The sequence below is a fragment of the Legionella sp. genome, assembly GCF_047605385.1.
In the GTDB taxonomy this organism is placed as follows: Bacteria; Pseudomonadota; Gammaproteobacteria; order Legionellales; family Legionellaceae; genus Legionella.
Genome location: NZ_JASGFU010000001.1, coordinates 104,780 through 122,067, shown reverse-complemented (window position 1 = coordinate 122,067; position 17,288 = coordinate 104,780). Strand labels below are relative to the sequence as shown.

The following is a 17,288-nucleotide window of genomic DNA, read 5'->3' as shown; positions in this document are numbered from 1 at the left end:
ATATGAATTCTGTTCAATTTAGTGAAAATTATGGCGGTCCTTTACATTACCTTGGGAATCGCTTTTTAAGCCTTCCTGATACCTCAGGCCATATGCATCCTGATAGCAGTTGGCTTAAAGAACATTTTTCAATTATTCAATTTAATAATGATGGAAAAAAATATAAACGTTGCATAGAGCCTTTTTCTGGCTGCGCTTCTTGGACTATTGCTGCTATGGAATTGGGGCTTGCTGAGCAATACATAATTAACGATAGCGATAAAATTCTTATTCTCTCGCTTAAGCTAATTAAAGATGAGCCAGCGCTTTTAAAAGAACGCTATACATTGCTGGAACAAGGGTTTGAACAATCGACTGCAAAAAAAGTTTACTTTTTAAAAATAATAGAAATTTATAATCATGCTAATAGTGATGAAGAAAAAGCATTGATATTGCCTTTTATTATTAACCATTCTTGGTCAGGTATTTTATTTCATAATAGTACAGGCGATATTCTCTATCGCGAAGGGCCGCTTTTTGAAGGTAAATCCAGTGAGAGATTTTTAGAGAAAGCAAATTTATCGATTGCGCAATTTAATGCAGAAATTGATAGAGTTTCTGGGCTATTTAATGCAAACCATATTGAATTTAGAAGTGGTGATTTTTTGGATACATTAGTTGATATTCATTCTGATGATTTTATCGCTCTAAATCCTCCTTATCCAGAGAATGAGCGCTCTGTAACAGAAAAAACTGGCATGTATACAGAATTATATTCGCCAGAAAAATTGCATGAAAATTTAAAGCAAGTAATTGAAAAAATGGAATATAAGGGCATTCATTATTATATGACTTATGGTTTCTATAATCCAACATTACATGAGTATGTGCTTCTTGATAGCATGAAAAATCCTAAAAATTATTTTAGGATGCTTGGATATGAAAATTGTGCCTTTGGTATAGGACTAGATCAGATGTATTTTACTTCGAAATTTTCCATTCCAACGCATTTAAAAACAAAAGTTATTTTAGCAACTAAAATTTTAGAAAAGGGCTCAACAATTAAGCCAGAGGAAGCACTTAGACAATATAATGCTCTTCTGCCTATTAGTTAGATTTGTTGTAAAGCGCAGCATAAGCAACTTCGAGTTGTTGTTTAAGCTCTTCATTTTGTTGCCTGAGTAATTTAATTTGCTTAATATTCCTATTTCACGTTCTTTAGTACTTAATTTAACCGCCTGATCTCTCATCATATTTTTAATTTGTTCTAATAAATCAGGATTATTATAAATCCAACGCTTTGAAACATTTGCAAATTTAGCAACTGACTCTACATTGATTGGTATATTATCTTTTTGCATAATTTCTAATGCTTCAAGAAATCGTTTAAATGTTTCGGAGCTTTTATTTTGCGCGGCTGTCTTCAAGGCATCAATCTGGCTTTCTGTTTTCATCAATTTTCCAGCCTTTCTATATTATTTAAATAACGAATAAACTCAGTGATTGGTTTGATGGGTAAATGATTATTATCTAAAACCAGCCAAGAATAATCATAAGCACCTAATTTAATTCTTTGAACTTTCATTGTGTATTTCTAAAACGAATAGAACAAAAATATATCATATTTCTTACGTTGTACACGTTGTACACGTTGTTTACGGGTTTAATATACGGTCTGATTATCAAAATAATCAGACTTAAAATGTCGTTTTTATACTCCCCATACGCCTCAACTCTTACTGATTCCTCATAAACTCCAGATCTCGGTAAAAGTTTTCATGTACACCAAGTGCTAATAGAATCCTTAATGCTGGATCCCATTCATAAGCTAAAAGAAATTGTTGATGACTGAATATAATGGATATAATAAACATATTGATTAACCTTATGGCAATCGCACTCAATCACGTGAACGTTTGCCTGCCCGCATGCGTTCCCGAAATACAGAATGTGTAGGTATTCTCAACATCTGTAGGCATTTCAATTTTTTCGATGAAAACATAAGCTTAAAATTACCTAACCTATTATTACGAATCGTTTCCATGTTGACCAAAATCGCTCGAATCACTTCGGGAACTCATGCGGGCAGGCAAACGTTCACGTGATTGAGTGCGATTGCCATATCGCTGCGCTCTGGCTTGTATTAACAAGATGCAGATCTGAGCACCTGAAGCATCGTACTGTAAATTTGTAGTCTGAGAATTGAAACACGTGCGCATTTTTATCTTTCTGCCACTATTGTAAGTAGTTATTCCGCATCAACAAGAATTTGTTCAACTTGATTGTTTTTAAATACAACATGTTTATGCAATCCAATAGAAAAAACAGCTGGTGCTAATTCTTTCATTTTGCTGTTGTTGCTCAGTCGCATTTTTATTTTCTAAACGATCGACGTTTAAAAAATAAGTAATTAATTTTTTTAGATTGACCTAAGCCAAATTCCCCTTTGTTGTTTTGTGAGATATACATGCTTGTTGATTTTTTAACTGATGAGCGATATCAGAGCTACGCCAAGTATCCTCATATATTGGCACAAGAGCAACTTGATAAATATTTTTTTATCTACGTTATTACTTTATATTCGATTTTTTGAGGTAAATCAACAGCAGTATTGCCCTCTAAGGAAGAATTATCAATATAAATAAAAAATCTTCCATATTGAGCATTCTTATTTTGCTCCGGTAGCTTTAATACATCAATTAGCCTACTTAGCATGGCAATAGATGAAAGTATGTCCTTATCATTTTGCTCTAGATGATCACTGATTTTTTTTGCCTGCTGTGCTAATTCAATTAAAACATCAGGAGGGCACTGATTAAAATAAGTTTTTCGTTGTTCTTTTATATTTTCCAATATTGCTTTATAGTGGATTTTGCCTCCATTTGTACCTTCTATAAGAGTTTGCAAATAATTCTCTTTTCCTGTGGCCGCAGTAATAATATCTATTAAAAATTTTAATATAGGGCTTTCTTGGTGTGCTTTATAATTTCCCTTCAGATGCTCTTGAAGGTAATCATAAAGGTATTTAGAAGATAATTTAGAGCACAGCGTGATTAAAGAACGCTTTAAAGCATCGGGTGTAAAACTTTCTTTTGTTTCTGCAATTAATTTCAATCGTTGTTCTCGGGCAAGATGCTCCATATCTGTATGTTGAGCCTTTCTATCTTGCACAGTAATTAATTTTAATAAGTCATATTCTGCAATAACTTCTCTTATGGCAAATGCAGCACGTGCGGTCAGATAAAACTCTTCTGTAGAATAATCATTTTTATAACCAATTATTTCAAGATTATTATCTTTATTCATGTCGATGCATTCATCTGCTACTTTTTCAATAACGCTTCGATTTTTATTATTTTTTGCAGGCATACTTTCGGCTGCAGAAGAACAAGCATCAATTAAAATTCTTTGTATATTTAATGAGTTACATATTGCTTGTTCGTAAGGACCATCAATTCCATCTTTACGTCCATGGGTATTTACGATATAAATATCACCAGTAAATAGCTCTTCAGTCTTAAGTTCAATATGCTCAAGAGAATAGTCTTCAAGATACGTGAAATTAGGTCTTATTGGAGTTCGGTCGTGCACTTCGTAACCAAGTTGTTTAGCCAACTTAAAAAGTTTTTTCTCCTGAATGGCAACCTCAAGATCACAACTTAATGCGTTAAGAAAATTGTAATTATAACTAAGAGATTGGCGCAGATGTTCAATTTTTCTTAAATTCTCTGCAGATACCTGTATCACATTATCTTTTATAAGCTCACTTAATAGGCTCTCAACTTGTTTACGATTATATTCAGTTGGTACTGTAGTCAGATCAACTGGGTCTAATTGACTTTGATAATAACTAGATATATATAATTTTTTCATAATCTTACCAATTTTATTCCATTCTAATTTATGGATGAAAAATATCGCTATCCTAAAACTCAGGTACGACCTTCATTTCCATACTGACTTGCTTATTTTTATTGCAATTAGGGTCTGTGATATTAGAGAAAAAACGATCTCTTTGCCCGTTAATTTGGCTTTCAGAAGCTTTAGTTACATCGTTCTGAATTGCTAATAATCCCCTACTTTTAGAAATCATTACTTGAAGCACGCTTATCGAAGAATTCAAGTCTTTATCATCATCTTGTTTGATTTTAAAGCAAACAGAGTCTGTTTGTTCAGCTAGTTCATGTAATTTCTTATGAGAACATTTGCCAAAATACTCTTTTCTATCCTTTTTGAGCTGCTCTAATAGTTTGTTAATACTTTTAGAATGAACATTACTATCCGAATCAAGTAGATTCTGTAAATAATGTTCATCACCTGTAGCTTCAGCTGCTATAGTCATTAAAAACTCAATGACTACACATCTTTGATAATCTTCTTTCAATTTTTTCCGATAATTATACACATACCTATAAAGAAAGTTAGAGGATAATTTTGAACATATATCAATTAAGCAATTTTTCAAATCATCAGAAGAAAAATTATTTTCATATTTCGCAAAAATTTTTAATTTTGCCTGCTGTGCTGCATACTGCTTTTCTTCATCCAGCTTTTGCAATACTCTCTTTCGATCTTCAATAGTGATTAATGTTAATCCGCATTGCTCAACAATAATTGATTTTTCACTAAATGCCGCAATAGCCGTTAGTAAAAATTGCTCGGTAGAAAAAGGTTTATCATAACCAACGATTTCTAAAGAATTTGCTTTATTGGTTTTGATGCACTCATCAGCAACCACCTCAACAACACTGCGGTTACCACTTTTTTTCATAGGGAAATTTTTTGACGCCGAAGAACAGGCGTCAAGCACGATTCGCTCCAACTCTAAACTATTGTAGATACTTTGTTGATAAGGTCCATCCATATCTTGTTCACGGCCATGAGTATTAATAATGTACAAATTACCTTTAATAAGTTTGTCTGCATCTAAAACAATATCATCCATAGAATAAGTCTCTAGATAATCCATATCTGGTCTGCAATCAGGATCATCAAGAATGGTTACTTCAAAACCAAGTTTTTGTGCTAATAGAATTAATTTTTGCTCTTGAATTGCTATTTCAAGATCGCAACTTAAAGCAGTGAGAAATTCATATTCATAATTTAATGTTGGGCGCAAGCGCTCAATTTTTTTAAAATTTTCTATTGAGACTTGTATCTTATTATCTTTTATAAGTTCTCTTAATAATGTTTCTATATTATTTTTATGCATACCACCAGATACAGAGTATTGAAGTGATTGATAATAGCTGTAAATATATGCTTTTCTCATGAATACCCTTTGGGATTTAATAAAAAAAGAGCTTTATGATTATATATCATACAGGCGATGTTTTTCAATATCTTTTGGCGACCTATCACTTATAATTTTCCCTGTGCTATTTTTAAGTTCGTACACAAATTAAACATACTAATCGCACCAGCAACTGCAAAGAGAATAGGAATAAAAAAACTAAAATCAATTCCCGTAAATTCAATAACCAAAATAATGGCCGTAATTGGCATTTTTTGTGCTGCTGCAAGAAAGGCCGTACTACCAATGACAGCAAAAGCAGTTATAGAAATGCCAGGCCAAAAGTAACTCCAAAAAATTCCCAAAATCACAGAGAGTAATGCACCATTAGCCAACGAAGGTGTTAATAGTCCTCCTGTGGCCCCTGCCCTAATACTGGTGCATACAATTAATACTCGTAAGATTAATAGAGTCACCGTTATGCTTAATCCCAAAGCATTTTCATCAAAACCTAATTGCGTTACAGAACGACCATTACCTAAAACAGCAGGAAAATCAATCGCGATTAAACCAATAACAAAAAAATTACCTAAGCACCATATAATAATTTTCCAATTATGAGGTGCTTTGTTTTGAGCTTGGTTTGTTAAATATTTAAACCAATAAGCCATAAATCCTAAAATAGGGCCGACAACTAGAGACCAAACCACCACAGATGAACTAAGCGTTAGGGTAGGAATATGATAAAAAGACTCATTACCCAAACCAATCCATGAAATAACAACCGCAATTGCAGAAGTGGTAAGCGCTGGGATCACTATAAACCAGTGAAAGGATTTGAGTAAAACCTCCAAGGTAAACATCGCCCCACCAAAAGGGACATTATACACCGCGGCTAATCCAGCCCCAGCAGCACAGGCAACCAATATTTGTCGTTCTTTAGTATGCAAATTGAGTTTATCAGTAAGCCAACAGGCAAAAGTAGCACCAAACTCTCTGGGGGCTACTTCCCGTCCCAAGGGAGAACCTAGAGCCACTGTTGTAATTTGTAAGAAAACATGAATCAGCGTTGTGCCAATAGGCATATAAGGTCGAGAAGATTTGATGGCATGAGCAATACTAATCAAGGGTTGTCCGTAACGAAATAGAGCCCACCAACCAAATCCTGCTACACACCCGCATAATAATAAAGCACTGACACGGATATGAGGTGATGCAATGCGAACATCATAAAGAAAAGTCGTGCCTTGAATAATCGGTGTGACTGTATGCTCATATGCCAGATGTTGGATAAAATGCAAAAACAAAGCTAAAAACATGCCGCCAATGCCAGAAATAATACCTATACAAATCATTGCTAAAAGAAGAATAGACCATCGGGAAGATGAGCTTTTAGCCATGAGTAACTCCTGTAATCATCATGCAGCCTTTAGAAAGTATATCCTAGGCTTTTTACAGAGCATACTAAAATAAATATCATAATATCGATTAATGTCTGGTTTTAGAATTTCCCATCAGCCAATCTTTGCTGACTTCAAGTACATCCGCAATTTGTTGGATTTTTTCAGAATTACATGCGACAACTCCGTTGAGTAACGCTTCAATTTGAAACGCTGGAAGCTTGAATAACTTAGTACATGCTTGAATGCGCTCAATTATTAATGTAGGAACCCCAAGTTCATCCAACTCATAATTCAAACGCTCAGTTAGTTTTTTATTTGACATGGTAGTCTCCTATTTGCTTTTTTATAAGTGTACGGCAGCTATGCTTAAGAATTAATTAACGAATAAATCCGTGAAAGCAAATTATGCGTAAATAAATTTTCGCTTTTGATACACAGTGATGAACAGATTAAAGTTTAAAGAAATGATTCCAATTTAAACGTAGAACGTTTATTTAATGCGGTACCATGGTCATGTAAGAAGACATCGGCTGTTTTACGCCCCTCTTCAAAAAGCATACGCAGAAATGACCATTCTGCGTTTAATTTTGAAGAATAACCCAATTGCACCATTTTATTACTGGTAATCCGATGAATACGCATTTTCGCCCAGCGTGCACGCTCTCCTGTTCCTGTACCCGCTGTTTTTCGCAATATAGCCAACATGCGTAACTCTTTCATTAATGTGGCGTTAAACGCTACCTCATTAAGGCGATTTAGAATATCGCGCGCGGTTTTCGGAGTCCCATGCCGTTCAACAGGATTAATTTGTATCAAAACAGTATCACTTGACTCACACTCTTCTACTAAAGGGGTTATCGTTGGGTTTCCAGTATATCCTCCATCCCAATAAGCTTCACCATCAATTTCAATTGCTTGAAATATCAAAGGTAAACAAGAAGATGCTAATAAAACTTCCGCTGTAATTTCGCTATTACGAAATACATTGCCTCGACCAGTGCGTACATTCGTTGCAGTAATGAATAATTTAATTGGTGATTTTTTTAGTGCTGGAAAATCAATGCTGTGTGCAAGAATATCGCGCAAGGGATTTAAGGCAGCAGGATTCAGATCATATGGGGAAAAAAGATGCGATGCTAATTCAAAAGTAATAAATGAAGGTGAATAATCCATAGTCCAATTACCTGAAATAATATCAAAGATACCTCGTTGCAAAGGGCTGAAACGTGCTGCCTCAGAAACGCGATACCAAAAGTCATGCAAAGCATGGCGTGCCCCTTCAGCCCCGTTTTTGGCATAACCGCTGGCTAAAACAGCCCCGTTCATAGAGCCTGCTGAAGTTCCGGAAATTCCCTCAATTAACAGGCGTGGCTCTTCCAGGAGCCTATCTAAAACGCCCCAAGTATAGGCGCCATGGGCGCCGCCGCCTTGCAATGCCAGGTCAAGAAGAATAGGTTTACCTGATGATTTCTTTATTGCCATAAATCCTTGTATCCGTAATCGCTTTTATAGCTAATTTTAGCATCTTTTAGTTAAATCAAAGATTAAATACTGTAATATTTGAGTATATTTAATTCACTTAGTATAATTTATTAATATCCATTAAGTGGAATATATTGATGCTACCCAATCACTTTTTCTATTCTAAAAATAAAGAACATACGAGCTATAGTTTTAATGCTCCTGGTCAGTTAAACGTTAATAAATTCATTAATGGCAAGCCTTGTTGGCAACGAAGTGCAAATAATAATGGCCTAGAACCTAAAATATTTGTACTTTATGATTGGACTGCAGATCAATGGACAGAAAAGCAACTTGATGATTATATTAGCAAATTAAATTGCCTTGTTGAGAAAGGCTTTACATGTTACATATGGCAAAAAGAGAAGTTAATTCCTCTAACTAAAGAGAAAATTGCAAATTTATCTGCTTCAATAGAACGCAATATTTCCCTAAGTACCTCTCAAAACGTACTCGACTATATAGAAAAAACAAAAAAATTACAAAAGCATCAAGTGCTTCTCCTGGATGATTATGAATTAGAGTATTTGTTTACTCCTGAAAATCAACGACCAACTCGTTATTTAGAACTATCCAAACTTGTTGATTATAAGACGAGTAACTCTAACACAAATTTTTTCTCCGTGATGAAGCAAGCTACACCACCTATTACCATTATTTATGATGAATTATCTGAACTCGCAGATGAGTTTATTTCAGAAAATCAAAAAAAGCTGGATAAATTTAATAGAATCGAAAATTACACAAAGATTATCTTCAAAAATAAACAAATTGTTGAGCTCACTCAAAATAATACTTTTAGTTTTGCAAGCGCTCAATACATACAAGGGGATGTCCTGGCCACAACGAAACACCTTGGGTTTACCGAGATACAAGATAATGCAGTACTGCCTCAGCTATTGAAACGCACCCCTTTATTGAATAAGTTAGAATTCGATAATCAAACAATTCCAAATTTTCACACCAATCTGGACTTGCCATTATTAGAATATCTTGAAGTAAACGGAGGATATTTAAGCGCTGATGACTTATATAAGCTTACAGTCCACTCAAACTCCTTAAAAACATTAAGTTCTCTTTATTCCACCATAAAGGGATATTGCACACAAACTTATCATTTCCCCGCTTTAGAGAGTTTTTCTTTACTATCAGTGAACGTATCAGCAAAAGTTATTGAGCAGATATTATCTCAAACACCTGAGTTACAGAGATTAGACTTAAGAAACTATAAAGATACAGAAAATTATCCTGGTGATGTTTCTGTTAAAATAAATCTTCCTGAACTGGTATCACTCGAGTTATCAGAATCCAATATTAGTAAAGAGCTTGTTGATAAAATATTAGCTTCGACTACAAATCTAAAATCGTTATCAATTGAAGGGAAAGAACAATTCTCCGCATTTGAATCTAATATAGAAAATTTACAATTAATTGAAAATTTAGACATTAAAAACCCACACTATAAACAGGGTGATTTAATTGCGCTATTGTCAAAACTTCCTAATCTTCGCCAAGTAACTTTATCTGAGTGCTCTGTTGATGGACCTATTCCTCAAGAGAATATTGAATTTAATTCACTAGAAAAAATTGTGCTGAAGGGCTGCTCTTTTGATACGGAACAATTAGCCACAATACTTGCAAAAGCTCCCAATTTAAAATCAGTTGAAATCACAGAGTGTTCCAATATTGATCGAAATAAAGAACTTAATGTTTCTCTCCCCAATTTAGAAGAGTTGATACTGGATTGCCAAGTAAATGCACAATCATTGCAAAATATACTTTCTCAGGCACACCATTTAAAATATTTAAAGTTAGGATCAGAGGTTTTTGACGAAAACATTAACGAAACATTTTATTTAGATTCACTGCAACAATTCGAATTGGATTTAGCTCATAACTTGGTTTACTCGAAAGAACTGTATCAACTCATAGGTAATGCCCCAAATATAAGAAGTTTAGTCATAACTAAGATGGTCCTTGTTGATGAAATTACTCAAGAGTTTAATCTATACTTACTAGAAGACTTAACTTTAAATGACTGTGCACTCAGTGTGGATAGCCTAAAAAAACTACTTGCGAAAACACCTAATTTAAAAAATTTAAGTATCGATAATTGCATATCAGAGCTCACTGAAGATCCAGAGTTATTACAACTTATTAACAAGCTCAATGAAACCAAAAACGCAAACACAAAAAAAACCGAACCTATAAATATCAATCAAAGTCCAGCATTCAGCACTATGTCAGTAGATGCCGATACTCATTATGACCCCAACATAAGCTATAACATCCCTCGTATTTTTTATCCTCTCGATCCCAAGGATAAAATACCTGAGCCCAACTATTATCGACAGGCAGTCTTTGGTGGTTTTTCTATATCGCCAACACCTTGCAATATCAATAAAGCGTTTAATTTACAAAAAGGGCCCAATATAGCACTTATTCCCTCCCCTCAATCCCAAGCTTGTGAAGAAGATGTTTTTGCTATCGGAAAGAGTCTACCGAAAGAGAAAGAAACATCCTACGTTTATGGAAAACAAAAGTTAAATATCAGCCCCGAATGGCAAGCTTTAACTTCTCTGAAGCCTGATGAAATGTTGACTCATTTTCATACTGACCCTAAAGTCGATGTTGAAATTGCTTATTCTCAACGAGACAACCAATATTATGTGCGAAGCACTAGCACCCAAACCATTGACATTGACTTTTTATTGCGCATTCCCAAACGTACTTCATTACCATCCACAATTCCTCCTCAGATGCAACAATATATCGAGATATGCAACTCATTTACCCAAGGACCTCTCATAATAGAGCAACCAAATCCTACAGGTTTTGATTATCTTGAATGCATTGCAAAACAAAAAAAAGGGGCATGCCGACATTCTGCCATGCTATTTAAAGCCCTTATGCAACAAAATTTACCACACATACCTGTTCGTATTGTTAATAATGATTGCCATATGTATCCAGAAGTATTTCTTGAGGGACGTTGGCATGGGATCAGTTTAAGCGGTTATCCTGCTCAATTGAATATTAATGAAGCAAATAATCCCCATAAACGACGCCCTATTCCTACGCAGACAGCCCCAGACATTGCTAAATCTCAAGAGGAGCCGACAATTACGCATGTGGTAATTGATCAAACTCCAGAACATAAACAATGGACTCAAATCAATAATGCGTTAGAAACCTGGAAACAAAATGTCGTTGCCACAATAAATGCTTTTGAACTCTCACAGCAGTTAACCCATAATGACGAGCAGAAAAAACACTTGGTAAATATTCCTGATAATCAGGAACTTGAAATCTATAAACTGTATTTACAAAAATACTGTCATTCTATTAATCGCCCCGTATTTGTCATTAATTCACCAGATGATTTAGTATGTTTAGCCCCTTTTGTTGCTCATCAGGGAGCTTTAGGTATCATGCAAAATGGCCCAGGTGGGCGTTTGCATGATTTCTTAACCGCACCCGTCGATAAAAATAATCCTCCGATTTTAATCGTCAACTATAATAATTTTTCTCGTGAAGACATTATACGATTTAACGAGTTCTTGGAAGGACGTGCTGATGGTACACCTATTCCTCCAGAAGCCCGTATTATTGGCTTAAGAAATCCGCAAAAGCCAGATTGTTATCACGGCAGTGATTTCACCTCACGTTTTGATAAAAGGGCAACTTATTTAAAAATCACGAATGCGCTGTTAGGGCAAAATTATTTCGAAACTGCAGAACAAAGCGCCACAATTGCGGAGCCGATTAATCTATACCATTCTCCTAACTGGGAAGAGTTACTCTTAGGATATTGGGTGATTCAAGGTAATGAATTGCATTGGTCTGAAGGGAAACTTGTTGATGCATTAAAAACCAATCGGCCTTTGGAAATCCAAAATGGTCCTTGGCAGGATGAGCGTTTTAATCGTTTTTGGCAGCAAGCATTTGCCTTAGGTTATATTGAACATGCAGGGCGTAAAATCGTACTTCCCAAGAACTTAAAACTACGAAAAGTAGAAAATTATGACTGGAATAATGCTCCTATCACTTTAAGTTGGCATACAGATTTTAAACCCGGGGCAGAAACACTAAATTCAACTCTGTTTAATACTCTTTTCGTGCGCTATGAATGCGATAAAAAACAAAAAGCCTTATACAGTAAAAACGGTCTAATTAAAGCCCATGCCAAACAAACACTACACGTCAACCTCACCCATGATCTTAGTGAAGATGAATGGGCTATGCTTGTGGATGAATGTAAAAAATATCAAGTGCATTTAGTGTGTCACGCGGCGCCCTGCGTGATCCTACCAGAGTATCTTAAAGCAACTCTAGCCCCTCAAAGTACCAGCGTACCTTGGGATCAATGCCTGGGAATCAACCCACACACTCTAATTTTTGCAAGTTCCGATGTGGATGTGACCGTAAAACAATTTGCTGATGGCAGTGGAGATTGGCAGATCATTGATGTATCCGAATGCGATGCTTCTGATTTATTATTCAAACTCAGTGGTGAATTTAAAAAAGACGATTTACGCTTTGAGTTTAATGAAACCGAAAATGCTTTATTGAAGGCGTTGAAGATGAATCAACGTGTGATTTTAAAAGGAGCTTTCTCTCAAGAGCTGCGTGATGCTTTGGCACCGCTCTTATTAGAACGACTCTCTACGGCTAATCCTAATGGGCAATTGATGATAATCAGTACACTTGAGACGCCAATCCAATATATTAAAAATATCCCTCATCAGGTCAGTACTGAAGAAAAAAGCACCATTTTAAGCACAAAATTCACTGCAGAAGAACTTAAAGTTGTGGATGGCCAACCTTTAGAAACAGAGCCACTGGCCATACTACAAGCACGCTTGCAAAGTTATAGACGTGCCCCTCTAAGTTCTACGGACAAAGCCTGGGAAGGCATGAATAGCCTTCCCGTGAACTTGCATACCGGTGATTTTGATGCCGAGCACAGCAAGGAAAAAGCTCAAGCCTTCATCAAAAAACGCAAGAATGAACTCGAGATCTTCCTTGCGCAAGAACATAATGTATGCATTACAGGACTTACCGGTGTGGGTAAATCCACCTTCGTGGAAACCTATTTAAACTCCGCCAACAGCAAAGTCTTTACAGATATACATGATTGGGTAACATCAAAAGAGCCAGGGCGCAAAGTCCTTTTTCGTGATGAAGCCAATATTACCGATGCCGACTTGAGTGAGCTTGAAGGCCTATATAATAATCCTCCTGGCATTTTAGTTGATGGGGAATATTTTCCCTTAACTTCAGAACATTGCGTATGTGCAGCGATGAACCCTAAAAACTACAGTGACGAGCGCCGTCTACCTTCGTTTTTTGCGCGTCATGGCAATGCCTTAGTTTTTGAACCTATGCCTCAAGAATACATTTATGAATACATTCTAAAACCGGTTTTTGCGTATACACGCCTTGCCGAACATAGCTTTGATATTGCTCAACAATTGTTGCCTATTTATTCCTTTTTAATAACACATTCCCATGAAGAAGTGTTAATTTCTGCACGTGAATTACAAATGATGGCTTTATTGGTGCTGCAATACCATCGGCAAAATCCCCAGGCAGATATAAGCAAAGTAGCTGCCAATTATGCCTATACCATTGGCAAGAATTTAGTACCTAAGCATTTACACCACCAATTTGATCAGAAATTTAAACCACAAGAACCTTTATTCAACGCATACAAAGCTCCAGAGTTTTTGGACAATAAATTTTTGATGACTCCATCACGGCAACAAACACAACAAAAGCTCAATGAACTCATTGAGCTGCATCGTTTCCGTCGTACAAGGGCCATAACTCACCAGCAAATGTTTGGTGGCATCAATGGCATGATTTTGGAAGGAGTTCCAGGCATTGGAAAAACCCAATTAGTACGCGAAACTTTAGAAGCCCAAGGATATCACGAAGCATTGATTAATCAAGACCAGGTTCCAGAATATTGCTACTATCGCATGCCCGCCAGCATGCATCCAGAAGAGAAAAAACGACTTTTACTTAAAGCTTTTGATGAAGGTGCTGTAGTCGTTATTGATGAAATTAACAGCTCACTGATTATGGAGCAATTAATTAATGAATTATTGATGGGGAAAACTCCAGAGGGTAAACGCCCTACATCTCCAGGATTTATGATTTTGGGAACACAAAATCCACCAAGCATGGGGGGAAGAAGAGAATTAAGCAATGCGGTGAAAAGACGTTTTTTGCACGAAGTACTGCCTGATTATACCTCTCAAGAGATGAAAACTATTTTAATGCACCAGGGATTATCAGTAGAGATGGCAAATAAATTAGTTAACGTCTATGATCAGAAAGTAGCTGAAGCCCAAGCTAAAAATCTCTTCCCAGCACCTAATTTTAGAGATTTAAATAAACTGGCCAAACAATTCATTACTGCTGCGGCAAGCAAGAAACGCATGCGTTTGGAGAGTTCAGAAATAGAGGAACAGGTAAAGAGACAAAAGCAAGAGCATAATTACGCGCAGCTCTGCGAAACATATACAACGCCATTACAAAAAATTAAAGGGTTACTTACCGATTATGTAGGGAGTTATAGTACGCATTCACCCACTTTTTTTAAAGAAGGTACTTATACGACTCAAATCAATAGCTTATTACGGCAGAAAAAAATCAATACAGTGGAAGAATTTATGGAGCAATTGAATCAAATTCAAATACCCGCTTCAGACAAGCAATTAACCTCGCGGATTATCTTTATTAATAATCACATCTTACACTCTACCGCGCAAGATATGGCAATGAAAAAAATTAGACCCTCAAGACTTCAATAGTTGACTACACATGGACAACCTCATAATTACAATATTAATTACATGAAAACTCACTCACGTTTAATGCTTGGCATACGCTTTTTCAGCAGTTTCATGAACTTCGGCAATATAGCCACCAGGGAACTGTACCATTGCAGAAGTGCGTTGATCAGACACAAACGGTTCAACAAGTACTTTGGTTCCTACCGCCTTAGCTTTTTCTAAAGTATCATTCAAATTGGTAACTTGATAGCCAGTGATTTCCCGCCCATAAGGCCATGCTAAATGCCCATTTGTGATAATAACCAGCATCTTACCAAATTCCGACTCAATGGTAACGCGGCGGTACGTGGTACCTGGTTGACCAATTTCAACACCCGAAGCATGTGGTGCGTCGGTAACTACCTTACCTTTTGCAAAACGAACAAAACGTTGAATAAATAAATTAGCTCTATCTTGGGAAACGTAAACTCGATTTTCTGGAATTGTGGATAAAGATTCATAAGATGGTGGTGTGTTATGCCAATAAATGTGCATATTCACCCCTCCCGGCCATTGAATGATGGCATCACGGCCAATGGGATCAGAAAATGGACTTACAATCACATCAGCACCTGCAGAATGTGCAGCAGAAATTGCTTTATCAAAATCATTGACTAAATATCCAGTACGCTCAGTACCAAAGGGATAAGGAATGGGTGTTTTAAAACCAAAAACAGAAATGGTTCCAACTGGAGTTAAAGCGAGCTGAGATATAGTTTGACTAAGAGTTGGCGTGACTTGAAATATACCTTGTTTTGAAGTTTTACCACCAAAAGTGGCGACAAAACTGGAAATAAATCGATCAAAATCTTCGGGGGCAACGTAAACATGAGTTGTATCGTACTGAGGACCAACAGCAAAACCCATATTAGATGCAGCATACACAATACCTAAAAATAAAAAATAGAAAATAAAAGCACTAATTCCAATGTTTTTCATCCATGAATCCTTGCAAAATAATCATTTATTCAAGCACATGAGTCGTGGAAATTATATCGATATTATTATCTTTAAAATACCCATTGCATCAAAAATAAATATTAATGAGAGCTTTTTGCGATTTTGAAACAATCTAATAAGCAGTTTTATACTTATTAACTATTGCAAGTAATTACTTCAGCATCAATAAGAATTTGTTCAACTTGTTTATTTTTAAATACAACATGTTTATGCAATCCTATAGAAATTACTGCCGGTGCCAATTCTTTCATTATTTTAATTGCTACTTGTCTATGGTGTTCGGTAGTACTTTTTTTTTCTAAGAGATCTACGTTTGCTAAAAAAGCAGCAATTGTACCTTTTCTTATCATTTTTCCATTGATGATCGTGCTATCAACCCCATCAGGTAAAATATCGTCTGGCCGTACTAATTTATTAGTCAAAATAGTTACTCCTCTTTTCTGAATTTTATTACAACATAAAGGGCCGATTATGTGATTCCTAAAAACTATTTATCAGCATAAATAGAACGACGTCATAAAATTTTATACTAACATTTTTCTAAATAAAGTATAGGGATCTCTCTTGATAATATAACCTTCTCAAACTTTTTTGCTTAAAAATAAAACAATGGTCTATATTTAAGATATTGCTTTAATCAAATTTGGTTCCATTAATAAACATAGGGATGCTCTATTATGGACAAAAAAATCGAATTATTGACGCCTAAAAATTCCGTTTTATTGCTGATTGACTACCAACCACAAATGGCTTTTGGTGTCGTAAGCATTGATCGTCAAATGTTAAAAAACAATGCAACTGCCCTGGCATGTTCTGCTAAATTATTCCAGGTTCCTACTATCCTTACTTCGGTTGAAACAGAAAGTTTTAGTGGCTATATTTGGCCTGAATTACTCGATATTTTTCCTAATCATGAAATTATCGAACGTACCAGCATGAATTCTTGGGATTCTCAGTCGGTAAGGCAACATATCGAAGCAACTGGCCGTAAAAAATTAATTCTTGGTGGATTATGGACTGAGGTCTGCATCAATTTGTGCGCTTTCTCGGCGATGCAAGATGCTTATGAACTTTATGTTGTGGAAGATGCTTGTGGTGGTACCAGTGAAATAGCGCATCGCGCCTCAATGGACCGTATGATACAGGCTGGGGTCATCCCTTTGTGTTGGCAACAATTATTGCTTGAATGGCAGCGTGATTGGGAAAGAAGAGAAACATATGATGGCGTTATGGATATTGTAAAACAATACAGCGGTGCCTACGGAATGGGTGTGGATTACGCATATACTATGGTACATAAGCAAAAACCACGTAGTGAATGGAAAGGAAAAATAGTTAAATAGAATCGAA

At 35.9% G+C, this 17,288-nt stretch carries 14 protein-coding genes; 3 read left to right on the top strand and 11 right to left on the bottom strand.

Going from position 1 to position 17,288, the window contains the following annotated elements:
• Positions 1-2 precede the first annotated feature (2 nt).
• Positions 3-1,094 (top strand): DNA adenine methylase, encoded by a 1,092-nt coding sequence (locus QM652_RS00545; protein WP_415072194.1) that lies wholly within the window; start codon positions 3-5, stop codon positions 1,092-1,094.
• Here QM652_RS00545 and QM652_RS00540 read toward each other — a convergent pair.
• From QM652_RS00540 to QM652_RS00500, 9 genes are all read right to left on the bottom strand, one after another.
• Positions 1,035-1,433: a DUF6262 family protein gene (locus tag QM652_RS00540; RefSeq protein WP_415072193.1), complete on the bottom strand. Its 399-nt coding sequence runs from the start codon at positions 1,431-1,433 to the stop codon at positions 1,035-1,037. The two genes, QM652_RS00545 and QM652_RS00540, sit on opposite strands and share 60 nt — an antisense overlap.
• Entirely contained in the window at positions 1,433-1,564 is a 132-nt protein-coding gene (locus QM652_RS00535) for a hypothetical protein (protein WP_415072192.1), read from the bottom strand. Before QM652_RS00535 ends, QM652_RS00540 begins: the two co-directional genes overlap by 1 nt.
• Positions 1,565-1,715: 151 nt before the next feature.
• Positions 1,716-1,853 carry a type II toxin-antitoxin system RelE/ParE family toxin gene (locus QM652_RS00530; RefSeq protein ID WP_415072191.1) on the bottom strand — a complete coding sequence of 46 codons (138 nt, stop codon included), beginning with the start codon at positions 1,851-1,853 and terminating at the stop codon, positions 1,716-1,718.
• Positions 1,854-2,227: 374 nt separating this feature from the next.
• On the bottom strand, positions 2,228-2,350 hold the full coding sequence (locus QM652_RS00525) for a hypothetical protein (protein ID WP_415072190.1): 123 nt from the start codon (positions 2,348-2,350) through the stop codon (positions 2,228-2,230).
• A 191-nt stretch (positions 2,351-2,541) separates the two neighbouring features.
• The gene (locus QM652_RS00520; RefSeq protein ID WP_415072189.1) at positions 2,542-3,852 is read right to left on the bottom strand and encodes a hypothetical protein; all 1,311 of its coding nucleotides are present in this window, start codon (positions 3,850-3,852) and stop codon (positions 2,542-2,544) included.
• A 52-nt stretch (positions 3,853-3,904) separates the two neighbouring features.
• Positions 3,905-5,251, bottom strand: a complete 1,347-nt coding sequence (locus tag QM652_RS00515; protein WP_415072188.1) for a hypothetical protein — start codon at positions 5,249-5,251, stop codon at positions 3,905-3,907.
• Positions 5,252-5,340: 89 nt separating this feature from the next.
• Complete coding sequence (locus QM652_RS00510; protein ID WP_415072187.1) at positions 5,341-6,612, bottom strand: chloride channel protein; 1,272 nt, start codon at positions 6,610-6,612, stop codon at positions 5,341-5,343.
• 88 nt (positions 6,613-6,700) lie between these two features.
• Positions 6,701-6,937 carry a hypothetical protein gene (locus QM652_RS00505; RefSeq protein ID WP_415072186.1) on the bottom strand — a complete coding sequence of 79 codons (237 nt, stop codon included), beginning with the start codon at positions 6,935-6,937 and terminating at the stop codon, positions 6,701-6,703.
• A gap of 134 nt (positions 6,938-7,071) precedes the next feature.
• Entirely contained in the window at positions 7,072-8,097 is a 1,026-nt protein-coding gene (locus QM652_RS00500; protein ID WP_415072185.1) for a patatin-like phospholipase family protein, read from the bottom strand.
• A gap of 137 nt (positions 8,098-8,234) precedes the next feature.
• Between QM652_RS00500 and QM652_RS00495 the strand changes: the two genes are divergently transcribed.
• The gene (locus tag QM652_RS00495; protein WP_415072184.1) at positions 8,235-14,957 is read left to right on the top strand and encodes an AAA family ATPase; all 6,723 of its coding nucleotides are present in this window, start codon (positions 8,235-8,237) and stop codon (positions 14,955-14,957) included.
• A 60-nt stretch (positions 14,958-15,017) separates the two neighbouring features.
• Here QM652_RS00495 and QM652_RS00490 read toward each other — a convergent pair whose 3' ends face one another.
• Entirely contained in the window at positions 15,018-15,917 is a 900-nt protein-coding gene (locus tag QM652_RS00490; protein ID WP_415072183.1) for a glyoxalase, read from the bottom strand.
• A gap of 155 nt (positions 15,918-16,072) precedes the next feature.
• Positions 16,073-16,360 carry a hypothetical protein gene (locus tag QM652_RS00485; protein WP_415072182.1) on the bottom strand — a complete coding sequence of 96 codons (288 nt, stop codon included), beginning with the start codon at positions 16,358-16,360 and terminating at the stop codon, positions 16,073-16,075.
• Positions 16,361-16,615: 255 nt separating this feature from the next.
• On the opposite strand from QM652_RS00485, the gene QM652_RS00480 reads away from it, so the two are divergent.
• Entirely contained in the window at positions 16,616-17,281 is a 666-nt protein-coding gene (locus tag QM652_RS00480; protein WP_415072181.1) for a hydrolase, read from the top strand.
• The last annotated feature ends 7 nt before the right edge of the window (positions 17,282-17,288 follow it).